We start from the raw sequence: 17,778 nt of genomic DNA on the forward strand, positions 1-17,778 counted from the left end.
ATTAATTATCTGAAAAAATTTAAAATCTGTTATTTTCCCACTCTGCCGCAAGAAAATAGCAGAGGCTTTTTAAGATAAATTGAATCAATGATCTGCATTAAAGTATGCATCCTATAAATTTACTTTGATAATTTTCCGTTCAGAACTGCTTTCGGAAGCGGAACGAAATCTTTATCATCACCGATAACCAAAGGGAAAGCCTCATGGTTTTGCTCCTGCCAGTTGAGTTTTGCCTGCTCAATGATTTCTTTGTCAGAGTTGACAAAATTCCAGAAGATAAAATGTTCTTCTGCAAGAGGTTCGCCGCCGAAAAGATATAGAGTTGCGTTTTCACCGGTTTCGAATTCACATAAAGTGGCATTTTTTGCAACCAGTAACTGTTTTCCGCCGAAAGTATTTCCTTCGATGTTCACATTTCCTTCCAGAATATACATCGCTACTTCACCAAATAAATCTTTTCCGATGCTGAGTTTCTGCGGGGTTTTGCTTTTGATTTCAATGAAAAATAATTTAGAGTGAACCGGAACCGGGGATTTTCTTCCGAAAAGTTCGCCGGCTATTAATTTAAACTGTAGATCGCCCTCATTCCAAACGGGAATTTCATCGGCTTCGGTATGATGAAAAGCAGGTTCGGTTTGTTCTAAATTTTTCGGCAAACCGACCCAGATTTGAAATCCGTGAAGATGTTTTTCGCTATGTCTTAAGTATTCCGGAGTTCTTTCAGAATGGACTACGCCTTTTCCTGCGGTCATCCAGTTCACCGCGCCGGGTTTTATTTCGATGTCGCTTCCCAGACTGTCTTTGTGCTGAATAGAACCTTCCAAAAGATAAGTCAGCGTAGAAACTCCGATATGCGGATGGGGCGGTACATCGAAGTTCTGATAATCTTTTAAAGCAATAGGACCCATGTGATCGATGAAAACGAAAGGACCAACTGCCCGTTTTTCACGAAACGGCAGCAATCTTCCCACTAAAAAGTTTCCGATATTGGCGGCTTTTTCTTCAATAATTATTCCGATGTTTGACATGATTTTTTAGGTTAGCTTATGAAATTAATATTTTATGATCTGCCCTATCTACTTTCAAAAGGGTTTTAACAATTCAAGATATTTTGACATTAATAAGCGGCGGTGAAAATCTGATGGTTGAATTTTTTGTTTTCAAGTTCGTCAGCGATAGCCAGCGCTAAATCCTGAACGGAAAGTCTGGAGCGGCCATCTTGGTCAAAAACCGGTGATTCTGTTCCGAGACGGTATTTCCCTGTTTTTATCTGAGTGTCACTCACATTGCTCATTTCGATTGCCGGACTGAAAAATTCCCAGTCGAGGGTTTTATTCTTACTTAGATTTTCTACGAAATATTTTTTTACAGCGCTTGCTGCGGGGTACAGTTGCTTCGGAAAATCCGGTCCGTCAACAATATACTTGCCATCAATTTTCAAAGTTCCTGCGCCACCGATCACGATGAGTTTTTTTACACCGGAAATTTCTACCGTATTCTGAATAGATGTTGCTCCTTTCAGATACTCCTCATGAATATTGGGATTGCTCCAGCCCGGATTATAAGCGCTGATGACGGCATCGCTGCCTTTTATAGCCTGCGATAAATCGGTTAGGTTGAAGATATCGATATTCTTTTTTTTAAGATTTTCGTGTTCAATAGTCAGTTTATCCGTATTTCTTGCGATGGCGGTTACCTGATGATTTCTTTCCAAAAGCTCTTTGAGAATGGCATTTCCTACATAGCCTGTAGCGCCGATAAGTGAGATTTTCATTTTTTATAGAATTATAAATTAATAACTGAGTGAATCTTTAGGATGATGTAAATCTGTTTTTAAACATAAGGCAAGTTTCTACCGGAAATCTAATCTTCCAGATACCCAAATTTCCCATTATTATAATCATCGAAAGCCTGAACGATTTCTTCGCGGGTATTCATTACGAAAGGGCCGTGCGGCGCAATCGGTTCATTTAAAGGTTCACCGCTTACGATTAAAATAATGCTGTCTTCGGTGGCTTCTATGGTAAAGGTTTCTCCTTCATTTTTGAATAATACAAAATGATCGGTTGGAACTTTTTCTTCGCCATTCACGATAATATTTCCCTCAATCACCAAAGCTGCAGTATTGAAATGGGCGGGGAAATTAAATTCTGCTTTTCCCCCTTTTTTCAATTTGGCGTTCATCATATGAACCGGACTGAAAGTAGTTGCCGGACCTTTTTGATCCTGATAATCACCCGCAATCAATTCAATACATCCGTTTTCAGCCAAATCTATTTTTGCCATATCTGAGTTGGCAATCGCCTGGTATTTTGGGGTGCTCATTTTGTATTTCGCCGGAAGATTCACCCAAAGTTGAACCATCTGAAAAATACCGCCTTTTTTTGACCATTCAGATTCGTGGAATTCTTTATGTAAAACGCCCGAAGCGGCCGTCATCCACTGTACATCGCCTTCGCCAATAATGCCTCCGCCACCTGCGGAATCATAATGCTCCACTTTTCCCTGGTAGGCGATAGTTACCGTTTCAAAGCCGCGGTGAGGATGAACGCCAACCCCTCTTGGAACCTTAGTCGGACCGAAATTATATTTAGAATTATAATCCAACATAATGAATGGGTCCATTCTTTTCATATCCAAACGGGATCCGCCCGGAATAAAATTATGTACTCTAAAACCATCACCCACAAAATGCGCAGGTCTTGGCGGAACGGTTATTTCTACTTTTTTAGTTGCCATTTTCTTTCTTGTTTACAACTGCAAATGTACACCGGAAAAAAAGCAAATGCATTGATATAGGATAAGTTAGAGGAAATGTGTAATTTATCCAACCGCTGTTTTTTTTAATTTGCGAAAATTATACCTGTGATTTCATATTGTTGCCATCCGTGGAATGAAGCCTTCGGAAAACGAATCCCGTACATATTGTCAGAATCCCGACCAGAAAAAAGGTGTACCGAAATGCAAAATGTATTTTTCCAGAGGTTATCGATAGACTGTCTTCAAATAATTTTAAGATAATTAAGCCAATCGCAATGCCAAATCCTACGGCCAGTTGTTGATTGACTGCTAAGAGTGAATTTCCACTGCTCGTATGAGAATCCCGTAAATCTGCAATCGCAATCGTATTCATCGATGTAAACTGAATGGAATTGAAAAATCCGAGAATTGCAATGATGGGAACAAACCAAAACAGGGAAGTGTTAATTCCGGGAATTCCCAAACAGGCGATCAAGAAGCCAATGATAAAAGTATTGGTCATCAAGGTTCGTCGATAGCCGAATCTGTCGAGGATTTTAATGACAAAAGATTTTCCCAACATGGCAGTTAAAGCCATTGGCGCGACAATCCAACCGGAAATTACAGCGGATTGTCCGTACGCAATCTGGATCATCAGTGGCAGTAAAAGTGGAATAGAACTGATTCCCAACCGGGTTGCTAAGTTCCCTAAAATTCCTACGCGAAACGTTCTTACCTGAAATAAATTTAAAGGGAAAATAGGATTTTCTGTTTTTTTGGCATGAACGTAATAATAATAAATCATTAAAAATCCCAATGTGAAAATAAGCAAAATTAAAGTGGTGGGCTGTGTGGCGCCAAACATTTCCAGCGAAATGGAAAGAAGCAACGAAGCCGAGGCAAATATTAAAAACCCCTTTAAATCAAACGAAATAGTTTGGGACCGGTAATCAGGCATGTATTTTAAACTGAGCAAAAGTCCAAGCAGACCAATGGGAAGATTAATGAGGAAAATCCAGTGCCAGGATAAATAATCGACGATATATCCACCGACCAACGGACCAAGAATAGGGCCTATCAGCGCTGGGATTATCGCATAATTCATCGCTTTCATCAGTTCGTTTTTTTTGAATGTTTTGATTAAAGCCAGGCGGCCGACCGGCGTCATCAAACTTCCGCCAACCCCTTGAATCACCCTTGAAAGCACCAAATGGTTGAGGTTTTGAGAAAGGGCGCAAAGCAATGATCCCAAACTGAAAATAATCAAAGAAGTGATGAAGACTTTCCGCGTTCCAAATTTGTCGGCCAAAAATCCGCTTACAGGCATGAACAAAGCCAGCGTTAATACATAACTGATAATCGCGTTCTGCATGTTCAAAGGCGATTCGTGTAAGTCTTTTGCGATGGATGGTAATGAAGTATTCAGAATGGTGGAGTCCAACATTTGCATAAAAATGGCCGTGGCCAAAATTAAGGGAAGGAATTTTTTAACAGAAGCGTTCTGGTTCATGGGCATGAAGTAAATTGACATAAATCACAGCAAAGGATTTGCCATCACTTAGGAACGCTATAAAAACCTTTCATAGATCATCTCTGTTGAGCAGATAGAAACTAATAGATTTTTCGTCGGAAGTATAAAAAGTGAGGGAAAAATTGTGCAGTTGAAAAACGGATCATGTGTAATGGGGTGTTTGACTGTATTTTGCCGGAAATCTACGCCCGGCTTGAACGGAAATCTTCTTTTTTACTGTGGAAAAAAGGGCTGGCCAAAAAAAAAATGACTCTGTTATTTTTATTTGTCCCGCCGAAACTTATTCCCGGTTTTGGGAGTGGAAGACCGAAATGTGCACCCAAAATATTCCTGCTATGTTTCGGTTTAAAAACCTTATTTTTGCAAAAAATTTAATCCGAAGATTCGAGATTGAATTGAACCTAAAAAATATCCGAAATGGAACTCATACACAGAAACTTACTCATAGGAATTCACGACGCACTGCAGGAAACCTTTTTCGAAGACCGAAAATATGCCGATAAAGTGATTGAAAGGCTTTTGAAATCACATAAACAATGGGGCAGCGAAGACCGAAAAGTAGTTGCTCAGATTTTTTACGATATCATCCGTTGGAAAAAACGCCTGGAATATTATATGGGTGAAGGCGTGAAACCGAACAATATTTACAAAATGATTTTGGCGTATTGTCTCTGGACCAAAACGCATTATAAAAAATTTGAAGAATTCGATGGCGTGAAAAACGCTGATATTCTAATTAAATTAAAGAAACATACCGTTCCTACCAAAGCGATTGAATATTCAATCCCAGACTGGTTGGCAGAAACTTTGGAAAAAGAACTCGGCAAGAGCTGGGAAAGAGAAATGGTTGCGCTGAACGAGCAGGCTCCTACCATCCTTCGTGCCAATACTTTGAAAACCACTGCTAAAGAATTGGTTTCTGACTTGCGGGACGAGAATGTAGAAAGTTTCCTGATTCCGAATTATCCGGATGCCGTCCAATTAGAGCTGAAGAAAAACGTTTTTTTAACTTCGGCCTTTAAAGACGGTTTATTCGAAGTTCAGGATGCAAGTTCCCAAAAAATCGGTGAACTTCTGGACGTAAAAGAAGGAATGCGCGTGGTGGATGTCTGTGCCGGAGCAGGTGGGAAAACCTTGCACCTGGCGGCTCTAATGAAAAACAAAGGTCAGATTATCGCCCTCGATATTTACGAATGGAAATTGGCAGAACTGAAACGCCGTGCCAAAAGAGCCGGCGCTCACAATATCGAAACGAGATATATCGACGATAATAAAGTCATCAAAAGACTGCATGAAAAAGCAGACCGTTTGTTGATCGATTCCCCTTGTTCAGGTTTGGGAGTTTTGAAAAGAAACCCCGATTCTAAATGGAAAATCGATCAGGAATTTATTGACAGAATCAAAAAAGAACAGGAGAAAATTCTACAGGATTATTCTAAAATCCTAAAGAAAGGAGGGAAAATGATTTACGCAACCTGTTCTATTTTACCAAGTGAAAATAATGAGCAAGTCGCCAAGTTCCTTAAAAACAATGAAGAATTCACTTTATTAAAAGAAGAAAAAGTAATGCCGAGCGAAGGCTATGACGGATTCTATATGGCGCTGATCGAAAGAAAAGCGTAATAAATTAAAAGGAGCAAAATATTTGCTCCTTTTTTTTTGTATAAAAAATTCTGCGTCTTTGTGTAAAACAAAATGAATTCAATTTTTATTGTTTTCTAATCTATTCCTTTTAAAATCTTAAATTTGAGACTCCATAAAAAGTACTCAAAATCTAAAGAATGAAAAAGTTATTTCTGGTTGTCCTGTTTTCTGTCGGTCAAATTGTATTCGCTCAAAATTTTAAAATTACTTACAAAACCTTTTTTGAAGGGAAAGAAAATCCAAAACAGGATCCCGTAATTGTTTTCACCAATGCCAAAGAAACTTTTATTCTGAGTGAAAAAACAGCGGAAAGAACGAAAGAAATTCCTTTTGAAATTCAGAAAATAAACAGAGCTGACCATACGGTCAGTCAATATGCTTTTTTGCAGAATAATCTGGTTTCCGAATATCAAAATAAAGAGATTTTAGCAAAGCAAAAATTTGAACTTAAAAGCGAGACTAAGAAAATTTTGGGTTATCTCTGTAAAAAAGCAGTCACTTCGATTAATTCCAACACCATGGAAATTTGGTACACCGACGATTTAAAAGTCAAAGGAGGTCCCTCCATTTTAGGACAGGATTTAGGATTGGTTTTAGAAATTACCCGAAACGGCAACAGCACGACCAAAGCAACAGAAATTTCTAAAGTGAAAAACTTCACCGTAGAAAATATCTTCGCCAAAAAGAAAATCACTTCAACAGACGAATTGTCTTATAAAGAGCTACTTTGGAAAAGCCGTTTTACAACAGTTCCAATTTTTGAAAATGAAACCATTAATTTCACCAATGATTTAAAATCTGATGAAAAAATTCTGCGTTTTGCCAAAGGAACCGTTATTCTTAAAAAAGTAAAATATCCCAAAATAGAAGCCAATAGTAATGTCTTCGTTGAACTGACCGAACAGTCTGCTGGCGATGCTTACGACCGAACAGGAACCGTTTTCATTATCCCGCAAAATAAAGAAAAGAGCTTTTTCGACGCTTTACAAAACGGACCCAAAACAGTTCCCGCTTTCGACAATGGAAATGGCAAAACCTATCAGGGAGTCGCTGCTACCGAAATCTACGAGCCTGCGCTGGAGTTGATGAGGTTTTTCACGCCTTTTGGAATTCAGCAGTTTAATCATCTGAAACTGAAAGATAAAAACTGGCACGATAAAGTGATGTACCGGCAGGATATTTCGGATCTGAAAGAAATGCTGAGCGGTAAAGAATTCTGGACCGGCGTATTCATCGGTAATTACGACAAAAACGGACATAAAATTTCTTTAGAAGTTACGCTTCACAAAGACGGTTTAGATGTTTTCAAAAACAACACCGCAATACCGCTTTTCAACACCTTAAATATCATGGAAATGGCCGGACAGGATTACGCCACCATGTTTGATTCGCCGAACGGTCTGACTACCAGTTTCACGCTTACCAAGGATTTGAAAAATGCAAAGCTCCGTTACATTACGACTGGACATGGCGGCTGGGAAAATGGTGACGAATTTTTACCGAAAGAAAATCGGATTCTGGTAGACGGGAAAGAGGTTTTTTCTTTTATTCCGTGGCGGACAGATTGTGGGAGTTATCGCCTTTATAACCCGGCTTCCGGTAACTTTGCCAACGGACTTTCTTCCTCCGATTACAGCCGCAGCAATTGGTGTCCAGGCACGACAACGAATCCTAATTACATTTCTTTGGGCGATTTAAAAGCGGGTAATCATCAGATCCAAATCCTCATTCCACAAGGAAAAAGAGAGGGAAACAGTTTCAGCTCCTGGAATGTCTCCGGTGTTCTTTTGGGCGACGAATAAATAAATTTTTCTTTTTAGGAGCATAAAAGTTTTCACTTCTTACAAACCCGGTCCCGCTCTCCGCTATATCTCTGGCTTTTTTCTAAGAAAAAAACCCAGAGGATGCCGCTGCGATCGGGGCTAAAATGACAGGCAGTTTTTCTTTCAAAATGAATTTCAAAATGCCTTTTTAAGAATCTGCGGGATCCTATTTTTTAAATTTAAACTATGATCGTAAAAACAATTTTCTTCCGAAAGTCGCAGTGTTGATTTACTATGTAACACTCCTGTTTTTCTGCTTTTTATTTCAATTGTAGTACAGTTTTTGTTTAATATTTGGTATGAACCGCAAAGAATTTATTCAAACCAGTAGTTTAGGAATCGCTGCCTTTTTCTTTTTAGGATCAGGCAGTTTATTTGGAAAGTCAGAAAATCGTTTGGAGAGAAAACCCGGAACACCATCAGAAACTTTTGAAAAAGAAGTGGTTATCATTGGATCCGGATATGGCGGTTCGGTGGCCGCGTTACGTCTTACTGAAAAAAACATTCCGGTAACGTTGTTGGAAATGGGTTTGAACTGGGAAAAGTCCGGCAAGAAATTTTCACCGATGATTAATCCCGGACATTCTGCAGCATGGCTGAAAACAAAAACCATCGCACCATTTATGAATCTTTTCAGACTCGATAAATTTACAGGTGCACTGGACCGGCTCGATTTTGAGTATATTAAAATCTGGCTCGGTCGGGGAGTTGGAGGCGGTTCTTTGGTGAATGGCGGAATGGCAGTGACTCCTAAAAAAGAATACTTTAAAGAAATATTCCCCAATTTGGATACCGAAAAATTCTATTCCCATTATTTCCCTTTAGCCAATAAAGAATTGAAAACCAATGTAGCTTCAGAAGATTTTCTGAAAGACTGTGATTTCTACAAATTCAACAGAGTTGGCGAAGAAGAGGCGAAAAAGGCTGGCTTCAAAACCGTTCGGGTTCCGAATGTCTATGATTTCCGTTACATGGAAAAGGAATACAGAAATGAAGTTCCGCGTTCGGCTTTGGCTGGGGAAGTTATTTATGGAAATAATCACGGTAAAAATTCGCTCGATAAAACCTATTTAAAAAAAGCTGCTGCAACCGGGAATTTAGAAATTCTTGAACTGCATCAGGTGAATCATATCACCCAAAATCCGGATAAAAGTTATGCGCTAGATATTTCTGTGATCAATACGAACGGTCAAGAAATTCAACATAAAATCATCAACGCCAGAAAATTAATTCTTTCAGCCGGGACAATGGGTTCGCTGGAATTGTTATTGAAATCAAATGCCGTTACCCAACTTCCTGTTGATCAACATATCGGTAAAGAATGGGGAAATAACGGGAACTTTATGACCGGGCGAAATTGGGTAAAAGCTTTTTCTGGTGGCACCGGATCTAAGCAATCGACAATTCCGGTTGGCGGAATCGATCATTGGGAAGATAAAAAGCATCCTTTCTTTGTAGAAATTGCGCCTTTACCAATGGGAATGAATGTGGCAACATCACTTTATTTACTGGTCAACAAACTGAAGAAGTTTGGCGAAGTTACTTATGATTTAACGGATCAAAAACTTCAGCTAAACTGGGATGAATCCCATACTTCCCACATGAAAGACAATGCTAAATATTTTCTGCGAACCATGAATAATGCCAATGGCGGAACGCGTTCTCATTTACTTTTTAAGAACGGTTTTGGCGCAGATATCTGTTATCATCCGTTGGGCGGAATTGTCTTGGGAAAAGCAACCGATCAGTTTGGAAGATTGAATGGGCACCAGAATTTATATGTAATTGACGGTTCCTTAATTCCCGGAACGATTGGCGTAAATCCTTTTGTGACCATTACGGCAATTGCAGAATATTGTATGGAACATTTAATTAAAGAGGATTTTAGTTAAAATTTTTGGCCGTATTTTAAAAATAATTGCTTGTGAGAAATGATTTTTTTCAACCACAGGCTATAAAATTTCTGCTAAAACTTAATTTTTTTCTATATAAAATTTAATAATAGTAAATAATTCTTATATTAAAATTTTTTGTTTCGTTTTGTAAACAGTTATTATATGTTTGCAGTAGAATTTTAATTAAAAGTTACAAAACGAATAAATATAAGAATCATGTGTGGAATTGTATGTCTGTTTGACGCAAAACAAAAAACCGAACTCTTAAGACCTCAGCTATTAGAAATGTCGAAAAAAATCCGTCACCGCGGTCCGGACTGGAGCGGTGTTTTTCAAAATGAAAAAGTGATTTTTTCGCACGAGCGTCTGGCAATCGTAGATCCTACTTCCGGGAAACAGCCTTTATTTTCAAAAGATGGAAAAATTGTTTTAGCCGTTAATGGGGAAATTTATAACCACCGGGAATTAAGAAAAGAATTTCCGGAATATGATTTTCAGACAGAATCTGATTGTGAAGTGATTATTCCTTTATTTCAAAAATACGGAAAAACTTTTGTCGATAAACTCAACGGAATTTTTGCTTTCGCAATTTATGATATTGAAAACGATATTTATTTAATTGCCAGAGACCACATGGGAATCTGCCCGCTTTATCAGGGTTGGGATCAGCACGGAAGTTATTATGTGGCTTCTGAACTGAAAGCTTTGGAAGGCGTTTGCAAAACGATCGAAACTTTTTTGCCGGGACATTTTCTTTACAGTTTAGATGGATATGAAATGCAACAATGGTACGAAAGAGATTGGGAAGATTATGAAAACGTAAAAGACAATTCTACGGATATTGCGGATTTGCGGAAAGCACTTGAGGAGGCCGTTCACCGTCAGCTGATGAGCGATGTTCCGTACGGCGTTTTACTTTCCGGAGGTTTGGATTCCTCAATCATTTCCGCCGTAACAGCAAAATATGCGAGAAACAGAATTGAAAGTGGCGATACTCAGGAAGCCTGGTATCCGCGTTTGCACAGTTTTGCGGTGGGTTTGGAAGGAAGTCCGGATTTAATTGCAGCCCAAAAAGCAGCCGAACATATCGGATCCATTCACCATGAAATTCATTTCACCATTCAGGAAGGTTTAGATGCTGTCCGCGATGTGATCTATCATTTGGAAACCTATGATGTTACCACGATCCGGGCTTCAACACCGATGTATTTGCTGGCAAGAGTGATTAAATCGATGGGCATTAAAATGGTGCTTTCCGGTGAAGGAAGCGACGAGATTTTTGGTGGTTATCTGTATTTCCACAAAGCACCGAATGCCAGAGAATTTCATGAAGAGAATGTCAGGAAATTAGGAAAGCTTCATTTATACGATTGTTTAAGGGCCAACAAAGCGCTGATGAGTTGGGGAATTGAAGGACGTGTTCCTTTTTTGGACAAAGAGTTTATCGACGTGGCAATGCGGATTAATCCGAAAGATAAAATGGTCACCGCACACGAACCGAAAATTGAAAAATGGGTTTTGAGAAAAGCTTTCGAAGATTTATTGCCGGAAAGTATTACCTGGAGACAAAAAGAACAGTTTTCGGATGGCGTTGGCTATTCCTGGATCGATTCTTTAAAAGAAGTGGCATTAAAAGAAGTTTCAGATGAAATGATGACCAACGCCAAATTCCGTTTTCCTTTAAATACGCCTCAAAACAAAGAAGAGTACCGGTACAGAACTATTTTCGAAGAACATTTCCCAAGCGAAACTGCGGCGGCGACGGTTCCTTCTGTTCCTTCTGTGGCCTGTTCTACACCGATTGCTTTGGAATGGGATGAAGCTTTTAAAAACGCCAATGATCCAAGTGGAAGAGCGGTTCTTTCTGTTCATGAGGATTCGTATTAAAAAATAAAAGTTACATATTTCTGTTGAAAATTTATAATCAACACAGCATATTTCAGTACGGATAGAAACCGGGTCAGCGCTCGGTTTTTTCTATTTAACCGATGTTTAAAAATATTTGGGAAGCTCTATAGCATACCGGTATGGGCGAATTGATAGAAGCCGTTTATGCCTGTATTTATTTATAAAAACTATTGATGAAAGTCGCTTTATGTTCGTTTTAGACTTCAAAAATGAAACATTTGCGAAAAAATTTTATCGTATATTTATAATCCTAAACAAGGAATCATGTCACAATTAACTACCATTAAAGCGGTTGAACATCTTACTCATGATGTTCTGCACATCGTACTTGAAAAACCGGAAGGGCTGACTTATATCCCCGGACAGGCGGTTGATATTTCTCTTAATAAACCCGGCTGGAGCGAAAAGAAAAACTGTTTCACCTTTACCTCTCTTCCTGAAGATGACCAGATCGAATTTACCATCAAAACTTATCCCGAACGTAAAGGAGTAACCAATGAGCTTCTTTCTTCAAAACCCGGAGATGAGGTTCTTATATATAAGCCTTTTGGAGATATTTATTATAAAGGACCAGGAATTTTCATTGCAGGTGGTGCGGGAGTAACGCCATTTATAGCCATTCTGAAAAATTTAGAAAGGCAGAATAAACTCATTGGAAACAAGCTCATCTTCGCCAATAAACAAAAAGCAGATATTATTTTAGAAGAGCGATTTGCATCAATGCTCGGGAAAAATTTCATCAATATTCTTTCCGATGAAAATTTAGAAGGGTATGAACATGGCTATATCTCTGCAGAATTCATTAAAAAATATGCGGAAGAAAATTTAAAATATTACTACCTCTGCGGTCCGCCACCAATGATGACAGCGGTTGAAGGCCATTTAAAAACATTAGGAATATCCGAAGAATATATCGTGAAAGAAGGTTTCTAAACCGATTTTTATTTATTAAATTTATTGCGCTCAAGTTAAAAGATCTGACTTGAGCATTATTGAGTCAAAAAAACAAATATGAAAAATTATGCTCTTGTAACCGGCAGCGCCGACCGGATCGGAAAAGCGGTCGCCATTCATCTTGCCAAAAAAGGCTACAATTTGGTGTTTCACTATAATTCCTCTGTAGAAAAAGCCCAAAAAGTAAAAGATGAAATTCTATCTTTACCCAACAGCGTGGAGGTAGAATTGCTGCAGATTAATTTTTTGAAAGACAATGATTTCGATCAAATATTTACAGAATTAAAAGAAAAGGAAATCAGCATCGAAATTTTAGTGAACTGTGCCTCAGATTTTATTCCTTCGAATTTTAAAGATCAGGGAAGTGCGCTGTTCGATAAAGAAATGACCATCAATTTTAAAAATCCTTATCTTCTAACCAAAGCATTTGCGAATGTTTTTGGGACGGGAAATATCATTAATTTCGTTGATACCAAAGTGGCCAAAAACAGTACGGTTCACCTCGATTATATTTTGAGTAAAAAATTACTGAAGGATTTTACCATGATTTCTGCGGTAGAACTCGCTCCGAATATCAGAGTCAACGGAATTGCACCTGGGCTGATTCTGCCTCCGGAAGGGAAAGATGAAAGTTACCTGTTAAATTTGGCTCAGAATATTCCTTTAAAAACAATTGGTAATTTAGAGGAGATTTTAAAAGCGGTTCAGTTTATTTTGGACAGTAAATTCTTCACCGGACAAATTTTATATATTGACGGTGGCGAGCATTTGGTCTAAAATGAAAATTATTTCGCAGATATTTGCAGGAATGAAAGAATCAGTGTTATCAATTAAAATACAAAACACAAATCAAAGGCATTTGTTTTAAAAATAAATCCTAAAAAAAATTTAAATTAAAATATGGGAGCACTCTATCATCCTAAATTATCAACAGTCCGGGTAGAAAATCTGCGGCTGCGGGCATTTATCGGGTTCATCGATTGGGAAACCGAAAAACTACAGGACATCATTATTTCTTATTCCTTTAAATATGATACTTCGTTGGCTGCCAAAACAGATAATGTTCAGAATGCGGTGGATTATAAAAAGATCACCAAAGAGATTATCGATTTTGTGGATCATAAAAGTTTTCACCTCATCGAAACCCTGGCGGAGAAAATATATGCTTTTATTCAATCTTCAGGTGCCGAACTTCAGGAGATTCAGGTGAAAGTAGAAAAACCGCATGCGCTTCGTTTTGCCGATAATGTCCTGGTCGAAATCGACGGTAAAGACCGGTACCATACTGCGGTGGTCGCTTTAGGATCCAATATTGATTCCGAACAGAATTTCAGCAAAGCTTTAAGTCATCTTCAGGAAATTGGATTTATCATGAAACGCACAGCGTTTATTAAAACAAAACCGTTAAAATTTGAGGAGCAACCGGAATTTCTGAATGGCGCTGTTCTGATCAACACCAAAAAAAGTCTCCCTGAACTGAAGATGCATTTAAAACAGATCGAAGCGATATTAGGCAGAGTACGGTCTGATAACAAAAATGCGCCGCGGGAAATCGACCTCGATGTCCTTACTTATAACGGCTTTCTTATTGATGAAGATATAGAGGAACTGCCTTTTCTCATTGGTTTTGTGCAGCAATTAGAACCGGAAATTGCACTGTTTAATTCTGATATCAAGAAGTAAAATGTTCGTATATTTATTTAGTGTAATGGGAGCTGATGTATTTCAAACTCCAGTTATCTTGAAATAAATATAAACTTTAAACTTATAAGTGATGATGGTTTTACATCCACAATACATTAAAGATGCTAAAGGAAATAAAACTTTAGTAGTTATTTTTGCGGAAGAATTTAATAAAATTATGGACTTACTGGAAGATTTGGAAGATGTTACTGTTTATGATGAAGCGAAAAAAAATGATGACGGTGAAAGAGTTTTGTTTTCTGATTATTTAAAAGCCAGAAAACAAAAACATGCCTAACTATATCATTAAATTATCTAAAAATGCGGTGAAGCAGTTAGATAAATTTCTGATGATATCGCTAATCCAATTCTAAAGGCAATTGGAAACCTGCAGGAAGATCCAAGACCAGTTGGCTGTAAAAAACTAAAAGGCCGTGATTCATATAGAATTAGAATTGGGAACTATCGGGTGATTTATGAGATATTTGATAGTGAATTAATCATCGATGTTATCATCTTGGGACACCGAAAAGATATTTACGAATAAAAAATTCCTTGCCTTTTCGTCTTCTAGAAAGCTGATTCTGAATGTAAAACGCATAAAAAAAACCGTCCCGTCAAATAATGACGGGACGGTTTATATTTTTAATGATCTCTTTTTACGACCGCTACCGGATTCAGTTTGATGAGTTTCATTTTGTGCAGAAGAATCATAATGTAATACGTCACATCGATTTCATGCCATCTCACGCCACCGAAGTTGGCTCTGCCACCGTGTTTGTGGTGATTGTTATGATAACCTTCGCCCATCATTAGCCAATCGAAACGGAAAAGGTTTTTAGACGTATCAGAAACTTTAAAGTTCGTATAGCCGTAAATGTGCGCAAACCAGTTGATAATTACCCCGTGAATCGGCGCCATCATATAAGCAACCGGTAACAAAATCCATTGCCACCAAGCGGTTGCGAAGAAGTAAAAGAAAGCGGTGTAAGCAATAGCCCAACCAATTCTTGATCCCCAGGAACTTGCGAACTTGTCGAAACTTTCCCATTGAGGAACGTTCTTGGTGAATTTTTCTTCGATAATCGCTTTCTGACTGTTGATATCGGCATAGATTTTCTTCGTACGCCACATCATTGAAAACAGATTATCGTCGTATTTTGGGGAATGCGGATCTTTTTCGGTGTCCGCAAAAGCGTGGTGCATTCTGTGCATAACGCCGTACCCATAAGCGGAAAGGTAATTGGATCCCTGTGTAACCCACGTTAAAATAAAGCAAAGTTTCTCGCCAAATTTTGACATTTTAAAGGATTGATGTGCTGCATACCGGTGCAGGAAAAAAGTTTGAAAAAACAGTCCCGAATACCAAAGGACGATGATGAAAATAAGAATAGTCATAAATAAAATTAGGGGCAAAGGTACGGTGAAATCAATAAAGATGAAAGCCGGAAATGCTCCGGCTTTCACAAAATACTGTTAAATTTTGGCTGGTTTATACGTTAAACCGCTTTCACGATAAAATAATTCTTTTTGCCTTTTTGTAATAAAAGGAATTTCCCGTCGATCAGATCTTTTTCGCTAACCTCAAAAGTTTCGCTTACTTTTTCTTTATTAATGGAAATGGCGTTGCCTGTCAGTTCTCTTTTGGCTTCTCCTTTTGATTTCAGGAAACCTGATTTTTCAGAGATTAAATCGATCAAATTGCTTCCAAGTACTTCAGCTTTTGAAATTTCTTTTTGCGGAACTCCTTCGAAAACTTCCAGAAAAGTGGCTTCATCCAGATTTACCAGATCTTCTGCTGTCGAGCGTCCGAATAAAATCTCTGAAGCTTTCACTGCTTTTTCGAATTCTTCACGGCTGTGAACCCAAACCGTCACTTCTTCCGCCAGTTTTTTCTGTAATTTTCTCTCATGTGGCGCCGTTTGATGCTCTGCAATCAAAGCTTCGATTTCCTCTTTGCTTAAGAAAGTATAGAATTTTATGAATCTTTCGGCATCTGCATCCGTTGCATTTACCCAGAACTGGTAGAATTTATAGGGGGAAGTTCTTTTCGCATCCAACCAGTAATTTTCTCCCGCTTCCGATTTTCCGAATTTGGAACCGTCGGCTTTGGTGATGAGGGGAACGGTTAAAGCAAAAGCTTCACCCTGCACTTTTCTGCGGATCAGTTCTGTTCCTGTGGTGATATTTCCCCACTGATCAGAACCGCCCATCTGGAGTTTTATATTTTTTGTTTTGTATAAATGCAGGAAATCGTAACCCTGCAACAGCTGGTAAGAGAATTCGGTGAAGCTCATTCCTTCTGCGCCGCCTTCGCCGGTGATTCTTTTCTTCACCGATTCCTTCGCCATCATGTAATTCACGGTAATATTTTTACCGATATCGCGAATGAAATCCAGGAAAGAAATTTCTTTCATCCAATCGTAATTGTTGACCAGTTCTGCACTGTTCGCTTCGGTACCATCAAAGTTTAAAAACCGGGATAACTGCCCTTTCAAACATTCTACATAATGGTTCAGCGTTTCCTCATCCAAAGCATTTCTTTCGTTGGATTTTCCCGAAGGATCACCGATCATTCCTGTTGCGCCGCCCACCAAAGCGATGGGTTTATGACCGTGTTGCTGATAATGTGCAAGAACTTTGATTGGAATCAAACTTCCGATATGCAACGAATCTGCGGTAGGATCGAAGCCGATATAGGCCGTCGTCATTTCCTTATTCAGTTGTTCTTCGGTTCCCGGCATCATGTCGGCAAACAGGCCGCGCCATTTCAGTTCTTCAATAAAAGCGTTCATTTTCTTGCAAATTTTAAGAGGCAAAGGTAGGGATTTGAGGCAGGAGTTCCAAGTTTCCGGTTTGCGATTTCGGGGTACGAAACAATCGGTTCTTTGCATTCCGGATTCCGGGTTTTGAATGATTGATTTAATGAATACTGTTTTTTCGGGTCATTATTTTTGAATATGCTCTGCGTAAAAACTTTTCAGGCTTTCCGGGCGAAATTTCAATGATGTAAAGGCTTTGCAAATTATTTGATATTCATTTAATTAAGCCATTATTTTTAAATTAAAATAGCTTAATTTTGCACCCCGAAATATTGATTTACTTATGAAAAGAATTGGCGAGCACAGAAAGCTTCTTGGGGTTGAAAAATCCGCGACTTTAAAAGACTTGAAAACGGTTTACAGAAATACGATGAAAGATGCGCATCCTGATAAATTCGTGAATGACGAAGCCGGAAAACTGGAGGCCGAAGAAAAAAGCAAATCCGTCATTGAAGCCTATCATTTTTTGGTGAGCATCAATCCGGAAACGCAGGAAAAATACAAAGAAGAATATACGGAAACCATTTCCAGTTCTATTATTCAGGATTTTTATTACGAAAAATCGATTTTAAAAGTTCAGCATTTCAACGGTAAGATGTTTGAATATATCGGCGTTCCCAGAAATACCTACATCAAAATGGTGAATTCAGATTCTCCGAGCCGTTTTGCGAGAAGACATATCTACGGAAAATACATTTACAGAAAAAATGGTGAAGCGATGGCGGAATAATTTCCTTTCGTTTTATAAATTGAAAAGCACAATTTCTAAGGAGATTGTG

General features: G+C 38.5%; 16 protein-coding genes. 10 read left to right on the top strand and 6 right to left on the bottom strand.

Annotated features, from left to right (window positions below):
* Positions 1-119: 119 nt before the first annotated feature.
* The 4 genes from QF004_RS12500 to QF004_RS12515 all read right to left on the bottom strand — a co-directional run bounded on the left by QF004_RS12500 (position 120) and on the right by QF004_RS12515 (position 4,270).
* The gene (locus QF004_RS12500) at positions 120-1,028 is read right to left on the bottom strand and encodes a pirin family protein (protein ID WP_307426826.1); all 909 of its coding nucleotides are present in this window, start codon (positions 1,026-1,028) and stop codon (positions 120-122) included.
* A gap of 89 nt (positions 1,029-1,117) precedes the next feature.
* A complete protein-coding gene (locus QF004_RS12505; RefSeq protein WP_133439911.1) occupies positions 1,118-1,774 on the bottom strand; it encodes an NAD(P)-dependent oxidoreductase in 657 nt (218 codons plus the stop codon).
* A gap of 89 nt (positions 1,775-1,863) precedes the next feature.
* Positions 1,864-2,739 (bottom strand): pirin family protein, encoded by an 876-nt coding sequence (locus QF004_RS12510; protein WP_307426829.1) that lies wholly within the window; start codon positions 2,737-2,739, stop codon positions 1,864-1,866.
* A 118-nt stretch (positions 2,740-2,857) separates the two neighbouring features.
* Positions 2,858-4,270: an MFS transporter gene (locus tag QF004_RS12515; RefSeq protein ID WP_307426832.1), complete on the bottom strand. Its 1,413-nt coding sequence runs from the start codon at positions 4,268-4,270 to the stop codon at positions 2,858-2,860.
* 417 nt (positions 4,271-4,687) lie between these two features.
* Here QF004_RS12515 and QF004_RS12520 point away from each other — a divergent pair, with 417 nt between their 5' ends.
* The 9 genes from QF004_RS12520 (at position 4,688) to QF004_RS13995 (ending at position 14,724) form a co-directional block, all read left to right on the top strand.
* Positions 4,688-5,893 carry an RsmB/NOP family class I SAM-dependent RNA methyltransferase gene (locus QF004_RS12520; RefSeq protein WP_133439913.1) on the top strand — a complete coding sequence of 402 codons (1,206 nt, stop codon included), beginning with the start codon at positions 4,688-4,690 and terminating at the stop codon, positions 5,891-5,893.
* 158 nt (positions 5,894-6,051) lie between these two features.
* Entirely contained in the window at positions 6,052-7,716 is a 1,665-nt protein-coding gene (locus QF004_RS12525; RefSeq protein WP_307426835.1) for a GLPGLI family protein, read from the top strand.
* Positions 7,717-8,036: 320 nt separating this feature from the next.
* Positions 8,037-9,629: a GMC family oxidoreductase N-terminal domain-containing protein gene (locus QF004_RS12530; protein ID WP_307426838.1), complete on the top strand. Its 1,593-nt coding sequence runs from the start codon at positions 8,037-8,039 to the stop codon at positions 9,627-9,629.
* 219 nt (positions 9,630-9,848) lie between these two features.
* Positions 9,849-11,519, top strand: coding sequence for an asparagine synthase B (gene asnB, locus QF004_RS12535; protein ID WP_133439916.1), 1,671 nt, complete (start codon positions 9,849-9,851; stop codon positions 11,517-11,519).
* Between the two features lie 285 nt (positions 11,520-11,804).
* A complete protein-coding gene (locus QF004_RS12540; RefSeq protein ID WP_307426842.1) occupies positions 11,805-12,473 on the top strand; it encodes an FAD-binding oxidoreductase in 669 nt (222 codons plus the stop codon).
* Between the two features lie 78 nt (positions 12,474-12,551).
* Positions 12,552-13,271: an SDR family oxidoreductase gene (locus tag QF004_RS12545; protein WP_307426845.1), complete on the top strand. Its 720-nt coding sequence runs from the start codon at positions 12,552-12,554 to the stop codon at positions 13,269-13,271.
* Between the two features lie 123 nt (positions 13,272-13,394).
* Entirely contained in the window at positions 13,395-14,177 is a 783-nt protein-coding gene (folK, locus tag QF004_RS12550; RefSeq protein ID WP_307426848.1) for a 2-amino-4-hydroxy-6-hydroxymethyldihydropteridine diphosphokinase, read from the top strand.
* A 91-nt stretch (positions 14,178-14,268) separates the two neighbouring features.
* Positions 14,269-14,475, top strand: a complete 207-nt coding sequence (locus QF004_RS12555) for a hypothetical protein (RefSeq protein ID WP_307426852.1) — start codon at positions 14,269-14,271, stop codon at positions 14,473-14,475.
* A 90-nt stretch (positions 14,476-14,565) separates the two neighbouring features.
* Positions 14,566-14,724 (top strand): type II toxin-antitoxin system RelE/ParE family toxin, encoded by a 159-nt coding sequence (locus QF004_RS13995; RefSeq protein WP_373456907.1) that lies wholly within the window; start codon positions 14,566-14,568, stop codon positions 14,722-14,724.
* A gap of 98 nt (positions 14,725-14,822) precedes the next feature.
* Here QF004_RS13995 and QF004_RS12560 read toward each other — a convergent pair whose 3' ends face one another.
* Both QF004_RS12560 and tyrS read right to left on the bottom strand, forming a co-directional pair.
* Positions 14,823-15,575: an acyl-CoA desaturase gene (locus QF004_RS12560; protein WP_133439920.1), complete on the bottom strand. Its 753-nt coding sequence runs from the start codon at positions 15,573-15,575 to the stop codon at positions 14,823-14,825.
* A 101-nt stretch (positions 15,576-15,676) separates the two neighbouring features.
* Positions 15,677-16,972: a tyrosine--tRNA ligase gene (gene tyrS, locus QF004_RS12565; RefSeq protein WP_307426856.1), complete on the bottom strand. Its 1,296-nt coding sequence runs from the start codon at positions 16,970-16,972 to the stop codon at positions 15,677-15,679.
* Positions 16,973-17,282: 310 nt separating this feature from the next.
* Between tyrS and QF004_RS12570 the strand changes: the two genes are divergently transcribed.
* Positions 17,283-17,729 (top strand): KTSC domain-containing protein, encoded by a 447-nt coding sequence (locus QF004_RS12570; protein WP_133439922.1) that lies wholly within the window; start codon positions 17,283-17,285, stop codon positions 17,727-17,729.
* The last annotated feature ends 49 nt before the right edge of the window (positions 17,730-17,778 follow it).

The sequence above is a fragment of the Chryseobacterium sp. MDT2-18 genome (genome assembly GCF_030815285.1).
Taxonomy (GTDB): Bacteria; Bacteroidota; Bacteroidia; order Flavobacteriales; family Weeksellaceae; genus Kaistella; species Kaistella salivictor.